The sequence below is a fragment of the Scandinavium sp. M-37 genome (assembly GCF_043558715.1).
Taxonomy (GTDB): Bacteria; Pseudomonadota; Gammaproteobacteria; order Enterobacterales; family Enterobacteriaceae; genus Scandinavium; species Scandinavium vulneris_A.
In genome coordinates this window covers 149,000-165,739 of record NZ_JBIGIN010000007.1, presented here as the reverse complement: position 1 = coordinate 165,739, position 16,740 = coordinate 149,000, and the positions used below count along the sequence as shown (strand labels likewise).

Here is a 16,740-nt window from a genome sequence, read left to right as displayed (position 1 = left end):
CGATAACTCGCTTAATTTTTTTACTTTTAACGATTATCTGGAGAACACCATGAAATTTCTGCTTTCCACCGCGCTGATGGGCGCGCTGCTCGCTTTCGTCTTTTCCCCGGCTCAGGCCGCTGAACCCACTGCCGCTGTTAGCCCGTCAGCCCCGGTTTATCACGTAAAGGGTGTCATCAAAGCCATTTCTGCTAATGCCCTGACGCTTTCTCATGACGCGGTGCCTGAACTGCAATGGCCACCGATGACCATGCCCTTTGCGCTGGCTCAAACCCTCGAATTGCCCGTCATCAAGGTTGATGACCCGGTTGATTTCGACGTCACTCTGCGTGACGGACGCTACGAAATTATCGCCTTAACCGTTCGTCACTAAGCCGGGGAAAACCATGCACAAACATACGCTGAGCCTGTGGCTCGGCGGGGTGCTGTTCGCGTTGGTTCCCGTTTCTGCTTATGCAGAGTCGTGGACGCTCGCCCAGACCCTGACCGCCGCACGCCATTATTCCGCCGAACTTTCGGCCAGCCGCAATGAAGCCAGTGCGCTGGAGTCGATGGCCGACTCGGCGCGCGAACTGCCCGATCCGAAGCTCAAATTTGGCCTTGAAAATGTCCCTGTACAGGGCAATAGCGACCACCGTTTTACCCGCGAAGGCATGACCATGCAGAAGGTTGGCATCATGCAGCGCTACGTCAGCGAGGAGAAACGCTCTCGCAAAGCGGAAACGCTCCAGGCGCAGTCGCGCGGCGTGAATGCCAGGGCGCAGACGCTGCTGGCCACTCTTCAACGCGATACCGCTCAGGCGTGGCTGGATTTGGCGCTGTCGGAACAAACGCTGACGGCGGCCCGGAAGTTAGTCAGCGAAACCGAACGCCAGCTCGGCGTGCAGAAGGCCAGCGTTGGGGCGGGATCGTCGGCCCCGGAAAGCGTGCTGACGCTGCGGGTGGGCCTGAGCGCAATGCGCGACAAGGTCACCCTCGCCGAACGTGACGTGCGCCTGGCGCAGGCGCGTTTATTGCAGTTGACCGGCGAATCGGTCACCGGGGTTCGTGGCCCAATGCCGGCATGGCAACGGCTTCCCGCCGATGAGAACACGCTGAATGAAGGCATTGCCCAGCATCCGGAAGTGATTGCCGCAGCCCGCGAAGCCAATACCGCGAAAGCTCGCTCGTCAGAGTCGGCGGTGGCTGCTATTCCGGATGTGGACGTGGAAGTGTATTACGCGCATCGCGCCGAAGATTACGACGATATGGCCGGGGTGATGTTCACCGTCGATCTGCCGATTTTCCAGTCGAAGCGGCAGGACAAAGATCATGCCGCCGATGTGTCGCGCACGATGCAGGCCAACGATGAGCTGGCGCTGACTCAGCGGGCCCACGCGGCGCAGCTCAGTACGCTGATTGCTGAATATCAGGCGGCACAAACCCTGTGGCTGCGCCAGCGTGACGAGGTTCTGCCTCTGCAACAGCAGCGGGTGATATTGCTCAACGCGCAGTATCGCGCCGGGCAATCGGACCTGACGGCGTTGTTGGCGGCTCGCCGTGACCTGCTCGATACCACGCTTGCCGCAAGCGATGCCGAAAAAACCGTGGCCCGTAACTGGGCCGCAATACAGTTCCTGATCCCCCAGGAGACAGCCCTGTGAAGAAAATAATTCTGACGGCGTTGGCCGTTGCACTTTTGGCCGCCATCGGTGGCTACTATGCGGGCTCGCGCGGACATTCTCAGCCCGCCGAAGAGGCCCCCGCAGCACGCAAGGTTTTGTACTGGTACGACCCAATGGTGCCGGGCCAGCGTTTCGATAAGCCGGGGAAATCCCCGTTTATGGATATGCAGCTGGTGCCGCGCTATGCCGATGAAGGGCAAGCCCAAACCGGGGTGAGCATTAGCCCGCAGCAGCAACAGAATTTGGGGATGGTGGTAAAAACGGCGCAGATGCGCAGCCTTGCCCCTGCGTTTCAGGCCTGGGCCACGGTGACGACCGACGAACGTAGCCTGCACATCGTGCCTTCACCCGCCAACGGGGTGGTTGAAAAATTGTTTGTGCGCGCCCCGCAGCAGTGGGTGAAAGCCGGTGAGCCGCTGGCGCAACTGTGGATCCCAACCTGGACCACCGCCCAGCAGGAATACCTGGCGGTGCGCCAGTTGGGCGACGTGGCCCTGACCCGCGCGGCCCGCGAGCGCCTGGCGCTACAGTTTATGCCGGAGGCAATAGTGCGCCAGGTGGAGCGCAGCGGGAAACCGCAGACGCGTCTCACACTCCGGGCGGATAAAGCAGGGTACGTGGCGAAACTCGATACCCGGGAGGGCGCTCAGGTCGTCGCCACCGCGTCGCTGTTTGAACTGGCGAGCCTCGATCCGGTGTGGCTGGTGATCGATTATCCACAAAGCCAGGCGGCGTTACTGGCGGTCGGAAGTGAGGTCACGGCCTCCTCGGAGAACTGGCCCGGCGAGGCGTTTCACGGTCGGGTCAGTGAACTGCTGCCGCAACTGGAAACCACCACCCGGACGCTCAAAGCGCGGGTGGTGCTCGAAAATCCGCAGCAGAAACTCAAGCCGGGGATGTACCTGCGCGTCGCGCTGACGGATAAACAGGCCCCCTCGCCGGTGCTGGCTATTCCGGAAGAGGCGCTGATAGCCACCGGCAGCCGCAACCGGGTGATTATTGCCAGTGGTGAAGGTCATTTTCAGGCGGTCAACGTGACCCCGGGCGTGACGGCTGACGGCTGGACGGAAATTCGCAGCGGGCTGAAAGCGGACGATCGCGTAGTCACCTCGGGTCAATTCCTGATTGATTCCGAAGCCAGCTTGCGCAGCGCATTACCGGAGGCCGCACAATGATTGCTCCCGTGATTCGTGGTGCGTTGCGTAACCGACTGTTGGTGATTATGGCGGCATTGGGGATGGCCATCTGGGGCGTGTGGGCGGTGCAGCGTGCGCCGGTCGATGCGTTGCCTGACCTCTCAGACGTGCAGGTCATTATTCGCGCAAGCTACCCAGGCAAAGCCCCGCAGGTGATTGAGGATCAGGTCACCTGGCCGTTAACCACCACCATGCTTTCTGTGCCTGGGGCTAAAACCGTGCGTGGCTTTTCAATGTTTGGCGATGCCTATGTGTATGTGCTGTTTGAAGACGGGACCGACATCTACTGGGCGCGCTCGCGGGTGCTGGAATATTTAAGCCAGATCCAGTCTCAGCTTCCGGAGGGGGTGAAGGCTGAACTGGGGCCGGATGCCACCGGCGTCGGCTGGATTTACGAGTACGCACTGGTGGATAAAACCGGCAAACGCAGCCTTGCGGATTTACGATCCCTCCAGGACTGGACGCTCAAATATGAACTGAAAACGGTGCCTAATGTGTCCGAAGTCGCCAGCGTTGGCGGCATGGTGCGTCAGTATCAGGTGGTGGTGAATCCCGATCGTCTGCGAGCGCTGAACGTGACGCATCAGCAGCTGGTCACCGCCCTCAAAGCGGCCAATCAGGAAAGCGGCGGCGCGGTGATGGAAATGGGCGAAGCCGAATACATGGTGCGCACTAGCGGGTATCTGAAAGGGCTGGACGACTTCCGCCACGTGGTGATCGCCAGCCGCGACGGCGTGCCGGTGATGCTATCGGATGTGGCGAGCGTACAAATGGGGCCGGAAATTCGGCGCGGCGTGGCGGAACTGAACGGCGAAGGGGAAGTGGCGGGCGGCATTATCGTGATGCGTTACGGTAAGAACGCGCTCGACACGCTGCATGCGGTAAAGACTAAACTGACTGAACTGCAAAAGACCTTGCCGTCAGGCGTCGAAATTGTGCCGGTGTATGACCGCTCCGGACTTATCGAGCATGCCATTGAGACGCTAACCCATAAGCTTATTGAAGAGTTTATCGTGGTGGCCCTGGTCTGCACCCTGTTCCTGTTCCATTTCCGCTCGGCGCTGGTGGCGATTGTGTCGCTGCCGTTGGGTATTTTGGGCGCGTTTATCGTGATGCACTATCAGGGGATCAACGCCAATATCATGTCGCTCGGCGGGATAGCTATCGCTATCGGGGCGATGGTCGATGCGGCGATTGTGATGATCGAGAATATGCACAAGGTGCTCGAGCAGTGGCGGCACGAGAATCCCGATACCGAACTTGACTACTGGCATATCGCCGAAAAGGCAGCGGTGGAGGTGGGGCCCGCGCTGTTTTGTAGTTTGCTGATCATTACTCTGTCGTTTATTCCGGTGTTTTCGTTACAGGCGCAGGAAGGGCGAATGTTCTCCCCGCTGGCCTTCACCAAAACCTGGTCGATGGCGATGGCTGCCGGGCTGGGGATTACGCTGATCCCGGTGCTGATGGGCTATTTCATTCGCGGAAAAATTCCCGACGAGCATGCCAACCCGATCAACCGGGTGTTGATCCGCGCCTACGAGCCGTTGCTCGATAAGGTGTTGGCAAGGCCAAAGACCACGCTGATTCTGGCCGTCGCGCTGCTGGCGCTGACGCTGTGGCCGCTCAGCAGACTGGGGAGTGAATTTATGCCGCCGCTGGATGAGGGCGACCTGCTGTATATGCCGTCTACGCTGCCGGGAATTTCGGTGCGTGAAGCCAGCCGCCTGTTGCAGCAAACGGATCGTCTGATCAAAACGGTGCCAGAAGTGGCGAGCGTCTTTGGCAAAGCGGGCAGGGCAGATAGCGCCACCGATCCCGCGCCGCTCACCATGCTGGAAACCACTATCCATTTCAAACCGCGTGATCAGTGGCGGCCGGGGATGACCCAAGCGAAACTGATCGAAGAACTGGATAAAACGGTGCAGGTGCCGGGGATTGCCAACGTGTGGGTGCCACCAATTCGCAACCGTCTGGACATGCTTGCCACCGGCATCAAAAGCCCGGTGGGTATTAAGGTGAATGGCAATAATCTGGCGGATATCGAACGGGTCGCGCGTGAGATAGAGCAGGTGGTGAAAGATGTGCCGGGCGTAACGTCGGCGTTGGCCGAGCGTCTTTCAGGCGGGCGCTATGTGGATATCGTGATTAACCGTCAACAGGCCGCGCGCTACGGCGTGTCGGTACAGGAGCTTCAGTCACTGGTGAGTACGCTGGTGGGCGGCGAGAACGTGGGGCAGACCATTGAAGGGCGCGAGCGGTATTCGATAAACATCCGCTATCCGCGGGATTTACGCGATAACGTCGACAAACTGCGTCAGTTACCGGTTCTCACCGCCACGGGCAACCAGGTGACGCTGGGCGAACTGGCCGAGGTGCGTATCAGCGAAGGGCCGCCGATGCTTAAGAGTGAGAACGCCCGGCTGTCGAACTGGATTTATGTCGATTTGCGCGGGCGTGATTTGAAATCGGCGGTGGAGGAGATGCAGCAGCGTGTGGCGCACAAAGTGACCCTGCCGCAGGGGGTTTCGCTCTCATGGTCAGGGCAATTTGAATATCTTGAACGCGCTATCGCCAAGTTAAAAATAGTCCTGCCGCTGACCCTGATGATTATTTTTGTTCTGCTGTGGCTGACATTTAGACGTATTTCTGATGTGTTGCTGATCATGGGCACATTGCCGTTGTCGCTGATTGGCGGAGTCTGGTTGTTGTGGCTTCTGGGGTATAATTTATCGGTGGCAAGTGCCGTCGGATTTATTGCGCTGGCGGGGGTGGCAGCAGAATTCGGGGTTATTATGGTGTTGTATCTTAATACCGCCATGGCGAAATACCGGCATTCGACCGAGGATAGGAATAACACCCTATTATTAAGGGCTATTCATGAGGGCGCGGTGCTGCGCGTGCGTCCTAAAGTGATGACCGTGGCGACCATTATGGCCGGGCTGTTGCCCATCATGTGGGGAAGCGGAACCGGCTCAGAGGTCATGAGTCGAATTGCAGCCCCAATGATTGGCGGAATGGTCACCGCCCCATTGCTCTCGATGCTGGTAATTCCCGCGGTCTATAAATTACTGCACCGCTCAAAACAAGAATAATCCTGGGTAATTTCATCGATGTTGAACAGAAACAGCGCCTGAAAAGGTGCTGTTTTCCTACAAGCAAAAAGGATTAATCCGCTATCGTTAAGGTTATATTAATTTTACGCTTGTTATTCTGTGCAGGTACGAACTACAAGTGGTTATTTTTGTGTCTAAATTGATTAAATTCTTAGTGCTTGCAGGGATATTATCCAGTCAGCTGCTATTTGCCTCTTTCGCAAAGGCGACTATCAGCGCCAGCGTCAGCGACGCTTTTTCTACACTTGGGGATAATATTGCCCAGACGTGGTCTTCTCCGGAGCATTATGATTTGTACGTCCCGGCGATTACCTGGCATGCGCGTTTCGCCTATGACAAGGAAAAGACGGACAAATACAACGAGCGCCCTTGGGGGGCTGGTTTTGGACAGTCACGTTGGGATGACAAAGGGAACTGGCACGGCCTGTATCTGATGGCATTCAAGGACTCCTTCAATAAATGGGAGCCTATCGGCGGCTACGGCTGGGAGAAAACCTGGCGTCCGCTGGCCGATGATAAGTTTCATCTCGGCCTGGGTTACACGGTCGGGGCGACGGCGCGTGATAACTGGAACTATATCCCCATCCCCGTGGTGTTACCGCTTGCTTCCATCGGTTACGGGCCTGCGACGTTCCAGATGACTTACATTCCAGGCACTTATAACAACGGCAACGTCTACTTTGCGTGGATGCGCTTCCAGTTTTAATGGGCAAAAGGTGTGATTCCTGGCTGCGAGCCTTAAGTCGTGCGTAAAAACAACGACTAACTCTCAGTCTCGGTAAAATTTAGCGATTTTTATCACTTTTTCGCTATCTAGGACTGGACAAAAGTCACCACAATTGCTGTACTGTTAGCCGACACAGCATTTGTGTCCATTTTCATGTAAAGGTAATATTGATGTCTAAGATTAAAGGTAACGTTAAGTGGTTTAATGAGTCCAAGGGCTTTGGTTTCATTACTCCGGAAGATGGCAGCAAAGATGTATTCGTACACTTCTCTGCAATCCAGTCCAACGGTTTCAAAACTCTGGCTGAAGGTCAGCGTGTAGAGTTCGAAATCACTAACGGTGCCAAAGGCCCATCTGCTGCAAACGTAATGCCTATCTAAGCATTTCGACAGTAGAATATAAAAACCCGTCAATGACGGGTTTTTTTTTGCCTGTTTTTCAGTGGCTACTACATCACATTAGCGGGCCGCTGAAAAAATCCACATCGCCGCCGCGGTCATCGCAAACGATCCCAACAGATTGACCGCCACGTTTAACAGTGCCCAGCCGAAACGCCCGTCCTGCAATAAAAACACCACTTCCGCCGAAAACGTCGAGAAAGTGGTTAATCCGCCGCAGAAACCCGTAGTGATCAGCAGCTTCCACATCGGGTCAATGTGGGTCATCCGATTGAACCACGCCAGCCCGGCACCGATAATAAACGCGCCGAGCAGGTTGGCCGTCAGTGTGCCAATCGGGACAGCATGATGCAGTGGGTTCAGGCGCATTCCGAGTAGCCAGCGCAACACGCTGCCGGTTCCTCCCCCAATAAAAACGGCTAAAAGGATTTGTAACACCGCCAATTCCTGCTATTTGATTACGTTAGGGTTCTATCTTAGCGCCGGGCTGGGTTAATGGCTACGGCAAGACACCGAGGAAAATGTTATGCGCGTTGCTGCCGGACAATTTGCCGTTACGCCCGACTGGCCCACCAACGCCCGCACCTGCGTTTTACTGATGCAGCAAGCGGCAGAGCAGCAGACATCGTTGCTGGTGCTGCCTGAGGCGCTGTTAGCCCGGGACGATAACGACCCGGATATGTCAGTGAAGTCTGCTCAGGAGCTGGACGGCGGCTTTTTGACGCTGTTGCGCGATGAAAGCCGACGAAATGCGATGACCACCGTACTGACCGTTCACGTCCCGACCCGCGAAGGACGTGCCGCAAATACCCTGGTGGCGCTGCGTGGCGGGGAAATCATTGCCCAGTATCAGAAGCTGCATCTGTACGATGCGTTCTCTATCCAGGAGTCAAAACGGGTCGATGCCGGAACGGTGCTCCCGCCGCTGATTGAGGTGGACGGGATGAAGGTTGGGCTAATGACCTGTTACGATTTACGCTTCCCGGAAATGGCGCTGGCGCAGGCCTTGCAGGGCGCCGAGGTTTTAGTCTTGCCGACCGCCTGGGTGCGCGGTCCGCTGAAAGAGCACCACTGGGCGACGCTGTTGGCAGCCCGATCGCTGGATACGACCTGCTATATCGTGGCAGCCGGGGAGTGTGGGAACAAGAATATCGGCCAGAGTCGAATTGTTGATCCGCTGGGTGTCACCCTGGCCGGGGCGGGGTGCTCGCAGCAGCTGATTTATGCCGACGTGAGTCGGGCGATATTGCAGCAGATCCGTGCGCAGTTGCCGGTACTTAACAACCGCCGCTTTGCGCCACCGCAAATAATGTGATGTTTTTTTAATCAGTGCTTGATTCACCTTGTTACAGATTGCTATTGTGTGCCCTCGCTAAATGACCGTTAATTAGCTACGGTTTTGTTGGCGCGTTTTGTAGCCTGTTTTAATCAAGAAGGTATCTATGGGTGAGATTAGTATTACCAAGCTGCTGGTGGTTGCCGCACTGATTGTTCTGGTGTTCGGCACCAAGAAATTGCGTACGCTGGGCGGAGACCTGGGTTCAGCAATTAAAGGCTTTAAGAAAGCCATGAACGACGACGATACGACGGCCAGAAAAACGGCAGAAGACGACGTCCCGGCAGAAAAACTCTCTCATAAAGAGTAACGGCGCAGTCAGAAACGACGTGCTGCACGCGTATATCGGGCAGGTCATTTCATCGACGCCAACGAGTTAGCCAGAGAGGCCACAACAGATTCCGTTGCGGCCTCTTGTCATTTTTACCGCTTTTTTCCTCAGAAAGTTGCAACCAACTGTTTCGCCGCTTCGCGATGTAAGACCTTCAGTCGTTCGCAGTCCAGCCCGCAAATTTCACCGTCAACCACCCGCCACTCCCCCCCGACCATGACTCTGTCAGCGCGTTCAGCCCCGCAGAGGATCAACGCCGAGAGCGGGTCGTGGCTGCCGCTAAAGCGTAGATCGTCCAGACGAAACAGCGCCAGATCGGCCTGTTTACCCACCCGGATCTCGCCCAGATCGTGACGGCCTAATAAACGCGCCGAACCCCGCGTCGCCCAGCTCAATACTTTTTGCGGCGTGATACGTTTGGTCCCGTAACGCAGACGCTGTAGATAGAGTGCCTGCCGGGTTTCGAACATCAGGCTTGAGGCATCGTTGGACGCTGAGCCATCCACGCCGAGCCCGATAATCGCCCCTGCATCTTCCAGTTCCAGCGTCGGACAAATCCCGGAAGCCAGGCGCATATTTGACACTGGACAGTGACAAATTCCGACGCCCGCCGCACCGAGGCGGCGAATTTCATCGGCGTTAAAGTGAATGCCGTGGGCCAGCCATGTTCTGTCACTTAGCCAGCCCACTTTTTCCAGATAATCGACGGTGCGCAAGCCGAACCGTTCCAGGCAGAATGCTTCTTCATCCAGCGTTTCCGCCAGATGGGTATGCAGGCGTACGTCGTGCGTGGCGGCAAGTCGCGCGCTCTCCTGCATGATCTCTTCGGTTACTGAAAACGGGGAGCAGGGCGCAAGCGCAATTTGTATCTGCGCCCCGTCACCGCGCTGATGATAGCGACGAATTAGCCGCAGACTGTCTTCCAGAATGGCCTCACCCGATTGTACCGTTTGCTGTGGCGGCAAGCCGCCGTCCTGTTCCCCGAGACTCATCGAGCCACGGGTCAGCATCGCGCGCATACCAAGGCTATTCACAACCTCAACCTGCACATCAATCGCGTTTTCCATGCCTTCCGGGAACAGATAGTGATGATCGCTGGTAGTGGTGCAACCGGAAAGCAGTAGTTCCGCCATCGCGACCTGGCTTGCCAGCTTTAGCGCCTCGGGGGTGAGCTTCGCCCACACCGGATACAGCGTTTTCAGCCACGGGAACAGCGGCTCATTGACCACGGGTGCCCATGCCCGGGTCAGCGTCTGGTAAAAATGGTGATGGGTATTGATAAGACCCGGTAATACCACATGATCGCGAGCGTTGAAGGTGGTGTCACAAGGAATGGACGGGGTTACGCCCGCCGCCAGCACTTCGCTGATTTTGCCTGCTTCTATGACAATGCCACCCCGGGCATCAACGTCGTCCGGGGTGAAAATGGCCTGTGGGTTTTGGATCCAAATACGGCTAGCGCACATCGCTAACTCCTCCGGTTGGTGAATGAGAGAGTCAGCTCAGTTATGCCCTGTCTGCTGATCCAGGGGCGCATGATGCGCGATTATTTTTCGATGGCGGGGTGGTCAATGACCGGTTGAGCGGCCAGCTCGTCGCTGTCGTTACGCTCAGCGGGCAGCACCAGATTAAGCAACATTGCCATCAAGCCACCGCTGGCGATGGCCGAACCAAACAGGCTTTTGCATACCGCAGGCAGATGACTCAGAAACTCAGGTTCTGCCTCAATGCCCAGACCGATACCAAATGAGACCGCGATAATCAGCATGTCCCGGCGGGTCAATGGGGATTGGGTCATGATGCGGATCCCGGCGGCCAGCACGCTGCCAAACATCACCAGCGTCGCACCGCCCAGTACCGGGGCGGGGATCTGTTGCACGATGGCACCAAAGACAGGAAACAGCCCCAGCAGCGCCAACAGGGCGCCAATCCAGATGCCGACGTGACGACTGGCAACTCCGGTCATTTGGATCACGCCGTTGTTCTGCGCAAAGGTAGTACTCGGCAGGGCAGAGAACATTGCGGCCAGGATGCAGCTCACGCCATCGGCGAGAATTCCGCCCTTCAGGCGCGCCACATAACGCTCACCTTCAATCGGCTGGCGTGACAACAGGCAGTTGGCGGTAAGGTCGCCCACCGCTTCCAGAATGCTGATGAGCGAGATCAGCGCCAAGGGTAAAAAGAGGCTGTAGTCAAAATCGAAACCAAAGCGGAAAGGTTGTGGCACTGCAATCCACGCCTGATTAAATGGCTGCCAGCTCAGCTTTCCGCTAAACCACGCCGCGATACAGCCGATGGCAATCCCGAGGATCACCGCGCTTAATCGCAGCCAGCGACTGCGGGCGCGGCTGAAAAGGACAATGGTGCCGAGCGTCAACAGGCCGAGCAGCAAATTGCCCGGCGCGCCGAAATCTTTCACGTTATGCCCGCCGCCCCAATCGGTGATGCTGACTTTGATCAGGCTAATCCCGATCAGGCATACCACGGTGCCGCTGACCAGCGGAGTAATGACCCGGCGTAATTGCCCGAGAAAACGACTGACCACCATCGGGATAAACGCCGCCACAAACGTCAGGCCGAAAATCATGGCCATGATCTGTTCTGGCCCGCCGCCCTTGCTTTTGACGCTAAACCCGGCGGCAAGCAGCACGCTCAGAAAGGCAAAACTGGTGCCCTGTAGGCAAATCATCCCCGCGCCGATACCAAAGATACGCCGTGCCTGTAAGAACGTCCCTACACCCGAGACAATCAGCGACATGCTGATGAGCCACGGTAGATAGGCATTCAGGCCTAAAACTGAGCCGACAATCAGCGGTGGGGTGATAATCCCGACCAGACTCGCCAGCACGTGCTGGAGTGCGGTTAAAAACGCCGGAAGCGGGGCGGGCTTCTCTTCCAGCCCGTAAATCAGTGAGTCAGGTGTATGTTCAGACATGGAGCCACTCCTTCAGTTCTGGATGAAGAAGGTAATGCATGAAACGATCCACAAATTCAGATGGAGGGAAAAAAGGCAGACCAAGGCTGATGACGCTGATTTAATGCAGAAAAGACAAAAGCGAAGGGTGAGTCAAAAGTTTCACTGAAGGTGTATTGCACCGGGATGGTGCTGAAAGGTGTACATCATGCGCCAAAATAAAAAGGCCGCGGCGAATACGCGGCGGCCTCTGTTTGATGCGGCAAAGATTACTTAACTTCGAGACCTTTAGCCTGCAGATCGGCGTGGTAAGAAGAACGGACGAAAGGACCGCAGGCCGCGTGGGTGAAGCCCATCGCCAGCGCTTCCGCTTTCATCTCTTCAAACTCGTCCGGGCTGACGTAGCGCTGAACCGGCAGGTGGTGGCGGCTTGGCTGCAGATACTGGCCCAGCGTCAGCATGGTCACACCGTGGCGGCGCAGGTCGCGCATCACTTCTACGATTTCCGCGTTGGTTTCTCCCAGGCCAACCATCAAACCAGACTTGGTCGGGTTGTCCGGGTGCGCTTCTTTAAAACGCTCCAGCAGTTTCAATGACCAGTTGTAGTCAGCACCTGGACGAACCTGGCGATAAATGCGCGGTACGTTTTCCAGGTTGTGGTTGAACACGTCTGGCGGCGTCGCGGTAAGAATTTCCAGAGCGCGATCCATACGACCACGGAAATCCGGAACCAGCGTTTCGATTTTAATCGTTGGGTTCTTTTCGCGGATAGCGTCGATACAATCGGCAAAATGCTGTGCACCACCGTCGCGCAGGTCATCGCGGTCAACGGAAGTGATAACCACATAACGCAGCGCCATATCAGCGATAGTTTGCGCCAGTTTCTGCGGCTCGTTGGCGTCCGGCGCAACAGGGCGACCGTGGGCCACGTCGCAGAACGGACAACGACGGGTGCAGATAGCACCGAGGATCATAAAGGTGGCCGTGCCGTGGTTGAAACATTCCGCGAGGTTAGGGCAGGAGGCTTCTTCGCACACCGAGTGCAGGCCATTTTTACGCATAGCCGCCTTAATCCCCTGAATGCGGGTGGAGTCAGCCGGAAGTTTGATTTTCATCCATTCCGGTTTTCTCAGCAGCGCTTCGCGCTCGATAGCCACGTTTTTGACCGGGATAAGGGCCATTTTATCGGCGTCGCGGTACTTAACACCGCGTTCCATCACAATGGGTTTACTCATAGCGTGCGTGTTCCAGTTGCGAGTAACGAAGGAAAGCGTTTCAATTCAAGGGAATGTTGTAATTATCAACTATTTTTGAATCTGATGGCTGGCAGTATATCATCAATCAAGGTGATAAAGCAGCCTGCCAGCCCGGCAAATTGTAAACCAGTTGTTGCTTTATGTGCTTTATGCCGCACAAAACAGCAGAAAAGAGCGGGTTTTAGAACGCTCAGAACGCCTGGCGTATGGCGGTGATCACACTTTGCAGCACAGGATCGCGCATGCTGAGCTTATTGTAATGCAGTGAAAAATCGACCGATTCATCCCGCAAGGGTACAAAATCGACAACCTGCAATGGCCAGCAGCGAGCAAACAACGTGAAGAAGCGCGCGGGCATTAAGCCGACCAGGTCGCTACTGCCGATCAGGGCAGCAATCGTCACAAGGTTGTAACTGCTGAAGCTAATCTGCCGTTCCGGGAACATCTCATTTACACGTTTACGCAGGTCGGCATGCGTAGCCCCTTCCATCATCAGTAGGGTGAATTCGTACTGACTGAGTACTTCCTGCGAATGTGGGCCTTTAAACACTGGATGCCCCGCACGTGCCACCAGCACTATCCGGTCGCTGTAGAGCACGTGATGGCTTAACGCCCGGGTGTTATGCACGCTGCTGTCGATAACCAAATCGGTCTGGAACTGACTGAGCTGGAGGCCAACGTCGGTGACCGGAATATTGCGCAGCAGCAACTGGGGGAATTTTTCTTTGATGGTCTGGTAGATGGCCGGCATGACCAGGGCACCTACCGTCGGTGAGGTCCCAATCGTTATGGTTCGCTGTTTGTCATAGCTACCGGTCAAATCAAGCGCGCCCAGAATAGACTCCAGGCCCTGACTGATGTACTCATGCAGATGAGTGGCATAGGCGGTGGGGGTGACGCCTTGTCCTTTGCGGATAAAAAGTGGATCGGGAAATATAGTACGAAGTTTCTGAATGGATTGGCTAATAGCAGAGGGGGTAAGATTCAGAATTTTCGCTGCATTAACGATGCCTTTATGTACATATACGGCCTCGAAAATCGTCAGTAAATTGAGATCGATATTTCGCAATGTTCGAAAAATTTGCGGGGTATCACTCTCCAGACGAGGATTTATTCGGCTTTCCGGCTTTTCGTTATATTCCACACTTGTACTCCGTATTCATTCACAATATGAATGATAGTTGAAAAAATATTTATTGTTATTATGTTTGAGCGGCGGTTTTACGCGGAGACAGGATTTATTTCACGGTGAACAATGAGTTATATCTTGAGCTGCGGAGCCGTCTCTTCTTTGTAGTGGTGTGTTAACGTCAAATTTTGTAGGCGACAAGTCACTTCTTTGCCAGGCGCAGAAAAAATATAGAAAGATGTGAATAATGTAAAGGAAAACCAGGCAAAAGGACCAGGGACCCGACAAAATATCAGGTCCGGATGTATAATATATTAAGCTGTAATATATTTATGAGGTGGATTGTTTAGCAGGGCTAAAAAATGCGAGACCAGTAGCGGAGAAATATTTTCGGGTTGGGCGTCAGGTACCCAGTGCTGCATTTGCGTCATTTCCATTCCCGCATAACCGCAAGGGTTAATCCGTAAAAACGGCGATAAATCCATGGCAACATTGAGCGCCAGACCATGGAACGAGCAGCCTTTTCTAATGCGCAACCCGAGCGAACATATTTTACGTTCACCGACATAAACCCCAGGCGCATCGGCGCGTGGATGGGCTTCAATCCCGTATTCAGCCAGCGTATTGACCACCGTCTGCTCCAGCAGCGTGACCAGTTCGCGTACCCCGAGTTTGCGGCGCTTCAAATCTAACAGCACGTACATCACCTGTTGCCCCGGCCCATGATAGGTCACCTGGCCGCCGCGATCGCTTTGAATCACCGGAATATCACCGGGAACCAGCACATGTTCTGCTTTTCCGGCCTGACCCTGAGTAAAGACGGGCTGATGCTCCACCAGCCAGATTTCATCCGGAGTGGTTTCATCACGGTGGTCAGTAAAGTCATGCATCGCCTGTGACACAGGCTCGTAGGGCTGTACGCCTAGCTGGCGGACGAGGAGGGTGTTCAGATCCAAAACGACATCTCCGCGGAACGGGAAAACAGGGGCGAAGAGTATATCACAGAGCAGGGAAGGAGTTGCCCGGAGCACTCCGGGCAAACGGGATTACAGCACCATACGTACGATTTCGATGTTACCCAGCTCTTCGTACAGGGTTTCGACCTGCTCGATGTGGGTCGCATTAATGGTGATAGATACCGAGTGGTAGTTGCCTTTGCTGCTTGGTTTTACCTGCGGAGAGTAATCACCTGGCGCATGGCGCTGCACCACTTCCACCACCTGGTCAACCAGCTCAGGCTTCGCCAGACCCATTACCTTGTAGGTAAATGAAGTAGGGAATTCAAGCAGTTCGTTAAGTTTGGTTTTCATGTCAGCTCCGGTGGTTTAAAAAGAACTGCTCCCGCGCAGGGCACGGGAGCAGTTATTGTCATGCGTAGTATATGGGGATGGAAATCACACTTTCAAGTGTGTATTTTTTAACCAAACCAGTGGTGGAACATTAATTTAATGTAATCAATGATCTTACCGAAGAAGTTACCTTCTGGAATTTCCTGCAACACCACCAGCGGACGCTGTTCGATGGTCTTACCGTCGAGCTGGAAGTTAATGGTGCCAACCACCTGGTTTTTCTGCAGTGGGGCGTGCAGTTCAACGTTGTTCAGGGTGTAGCTGGCTTTCAGGTCCTTCATACGACCGCGTGGGATGGTCAGATACACGTCTTTATCCACGCCCAACGATGCACGGTCGGTGTCGCCAAACCAGGCTGGCTCAGAGGCAAACTCTTTGCCTGCTTTCAGTGGGTTCACGGTTTCGAAGAAGCGGAAGCCCCAGGTCAGCAGTTTCTTGCTTTCGGTTTCACGACCTTTGTAGGTCCGACCGCCCATCACCGCAGAGATCAGACGCATCTGGCCTTCGGTGGCGGACGCAACCAGGTTATAACCCGCTTTATCAGTGTGACCGGTTTTAATGCCATCCACCTTCAGGCTGTTGTCCCACAGCAGACCGTTACGGTTCATCTGACGGATGCCATTGAAAGTGAACTCTTTCTCTTTGTAGATGGTGTATTCGTTCGGCACATCGCGGATCAGCGCCTGGCCAATCATCGCCATATCGCGCGCCGAGCTGTACTGACCGTCTGCATCCAGGCCGTGAACAGTCTGGAAGTGGGAGTTTTTCAGACCCAGGGCGCTGACGTAGCTGTTCATCAGGCCAACAAAGGCGTCCTGACTACCGGCGACATAGTCCGCCATCGCCACACAGGCGTCATTCCCGGACTGCAGGTTGATACCGCGAATCAACTGGGAAACAGGCACCTGCATGCCAGGCTTCAGGAACATCAGTGATGAACCTTTGAATACCGGGTTACCGGTCGCCCATGCGTCGGTACCCACGGTAACGAGGTCGGATTCTTTAAATTTGCCCGCTTTCATCGCCTGGCCGATGACGTAGCTGGTCATCATTTTGGTCAGACTTGCCGGGTCACGGCGCTGGTCAGCATTCTGCTCGGCCAGGACTTTACCTGAGTTATAGTCGATCAGAATGTAGGATTCCGCGTCAATTTGCGGAACGCCAGGGATCATGGTTTTGATGTTCAGGTCATCAGCGTGGGCAGCGGAGGTCAGTGCTGCGACGGACAATGCCGTGATGAGTAAGCGAGCAGAAAAAGAGGTCTTCATGGTCAGAACAACGACATCCGTGATGGAGTTAAAAAAGTGCCTAACTATAGCAAATGCGC

General features: G+C 55.3%; 16 protein-coding genes. 8 read left to right on the top strand and 8 right to left on the bottom strand.

Annotated elements, in window-relative coordinates:
- Positions 1-49: 49 nt before the first annotated feature.
- From ACG0Z5_RS07960 to cspE, 6 genes are all read left to right on the top strand, one after another.
- A complete protein-coding gene (locus ACG0Z5_RS07960; protein WP_394446420.1) occupies positions 50-373 on the top strand; it encodes a copper-binding protein in 324 nt (107 codons plus the stop codon).
- A gap of 13 nt (positions 374-386) precedes the next feature.
- Complete coding sequence (locus ACG0Z5_RS07955) at positions 387-1,643, top strand: TolC family protein (RefSeq protein WP_394446419.1); 1,257 nt, start codon at positions 387-389, stop codon at positions 1,641-1,643.
- The gene (locus tag ACG0Z5_RS07950; protein WP_394446418.1) at positions 1,640-2,839 is read left to right on the top strand and encodes an efflux RND transporter periplasmic adaptor subunit; all 1,200 of its coding nucleotides are present in this window, start codon (positions 1,640-1,642) and stop codon (positions 2,837-2,839) included. The genes ACG0Z5_RS07955 and ACG0Z5_RS07950 overlap by 4 nt, the downstream gene beginning before the upstream one ends.
- A complete protein-coding gene (locus ACG0Z5_RS07945; RefSeq protein WP_394446417.1) occupies positions 2,836-5,952 on the top strand; it encodes an efflux RND transporter permease subunit in 3,117 nt (1,038 codons plus the stop codon). Before ACG0Z5_RS07950 ends, ACG0Z5_RS07945 begins: the two co-directional genes overlap by 4 nt.
- A gap of 202 nt (positions 5,953-6,154) precedes the next feature.
- The gene (gene pagP, locus ACG0Z5_RS07940) at positions 6,155-6,679 is read left to right on the top strand and encodes a lipid IV(A) palmitoyltransferase PagP (protein ID WP_394446435.1); all 525 of its coding nucleotides are present in this window, start codon (positions 6,155-6,157) and stop codon (positions 6,677-6,679) included.
- 191 nt (positions 6,680-6,870) lie between these two features.
- On the top strand, positions 6,871-7,080 hold the full coding sequence (cspE, locus tag ACG0Z5_RS07935) for a transcription antiterminator/RNA stability regulator CspE (protein ID WP_004100146.1): 210 nt from the start codon (positions 6,871-6,873) through the stop codon (positions 7,078-7,080).
- Between the two features lie 78 nt (positions 7,081-7,158).
- Here the strand turns inward: cspE and crcB are convergent, their stop codons facing one another.
- Positions 7,159-7,536 carry a fluoride efflux transporter CrcB gene (crcB, locus tag ACG0Z5_RS07930; protein WP_394446416.1) on the bottom strand — a complete coding sequence of 126 codons (378 nt, stop codon included), beginning with the start codon at positions 7,534-7,536 and terminating at the stop codon, positions 7,159-7,161.
- Positions 7,537-7,624: 88 nt separating this feature from the next.
- On the opposite strand from crcB, the gene ACG0Z5_RS07925 reads away from it, so the two are divergent.
- Together ACG0Z5_RS07925 and tatE are read left to right on the top strand one after the other, a co-directional pair.
- Positions 7,625-8,413 carry a deaminated glutathione amidase gene (locus ACG0Z5_RS07925; protein ID WP_394446415.1) on the top strand — a complete coding sequence of 263 codons (789 nt, stop codon included), beginning with the start codon at positions 7,625-7,627 and terminating at the stop codon, positions 8,411-8,413.
- 127 nt (positions 8,414-8,540) lie between these two features.
- On the top strand, positions 8,541-8,744 hold the full coding sequence (tatE, locus tag ACG0Z5_RS07920) for a twin-arginine translocase subunit TatE (RefSeq protein ID WP_394446414.1): 204 nt from the start codon (positions 8,541-8,543) through the stop codon (positions 8,742-8,744).
- Positions 8,745-8,872: 128 nt separating this feature from the next.
- Here tatE and ACG0Z5_RS07915 read toward each other — a convergent pair whose 3' ends face one another.
- The 7 genes from ACG0Z5_RS07915 to dacA form a co-directional block, all read right to left on the bottom strand.
- Positions 8,873-10,231 carry an 8-oxoguanine deaminase gene (locus ACG0Z5_RS07915; protein ID WP_394446413.1) on the bottom strand — a complete coding sequence of 453 codons (1,359 nt, stop codon included), beginning with the start codon at positions 10,229-10,231 and terminating at the stop codon, positions 8,873-8,875.
- Positions 10,232-10,311: 80 nt separating this feature from the next.
- On the bottom strand, positions 10,312-11,700 hold the full coding sequence (locus ACG0Z5_RS07910; RefSeq protein WP_394446412.1) for a uracil-xanthine permease family protein: 1,389 nt from the start codon (positions 11,698-11,700) through the stop codon (positions 10,312-10,314).
- Positions 11,701-11,948: 248 nt separating this feature from the next.
- A complete protein-coding gene (gene lipA, locus ACG0Z5_RS07905; RefSeq protein ID WP_394446411.1) occupies positions 11,949-12,914 on the bottom strand; it encodes a lipoyl synthase in 966 nt (321 codons plus the stop codon).
- 211 nt (positions 12,915-13,125) lie between these two features.
- Entirely contained in the window at positions 13,126-14,079 is a 954-nt protein-coding gene (locus tag ACG0Z5_RS07900; RefSeq protein ID WP_394446410.1) for a YbeF family transcriptional regulator, read from the bottom strand.
- A gap of 299 nt (positions 14,080-14,378) precedes the next feature.
- Positions 14,379-15,020 (bottom strand): lipoyl(octanoyl) transferase LipB, encoded by a 642-nt coding sequence (gene lipB / locus ACG0Z5_RS07895; protein WP_394446409.1) that lies wholly within the window; start codon positions 15,018-15,020, stop codon positions 14,379-14,381.
- Between the two features lie 90 nt (positions 15,021-15,110).
- On the bottom strand, positions 15,111-15,374 hold the full coding sequence (gene ybeD, locus ACG0Z5_RS07890) for a DUF493 family protein YbeD (protein WP_097164602.1): 264 nt from the start codon (positions 15,372-15,374) through the stop codon (positions 15,111-15,113).
- Between the two features lie 107 nt (positions 15,375-15,481).
- A complete protein-coding gene (dacA, locus tag ACG0Z5_RS07885) occupies positions 15,482-16,681 on the bottom strand; it encodes a D-alanyl-D-alanine carboxypeptidase DacA (protein ID WP_394446408.1) in 1,200 nt (399 codons plus the stop codon).
- Positions 16,682-16,740: the final 59 nt, after the last annotated feature.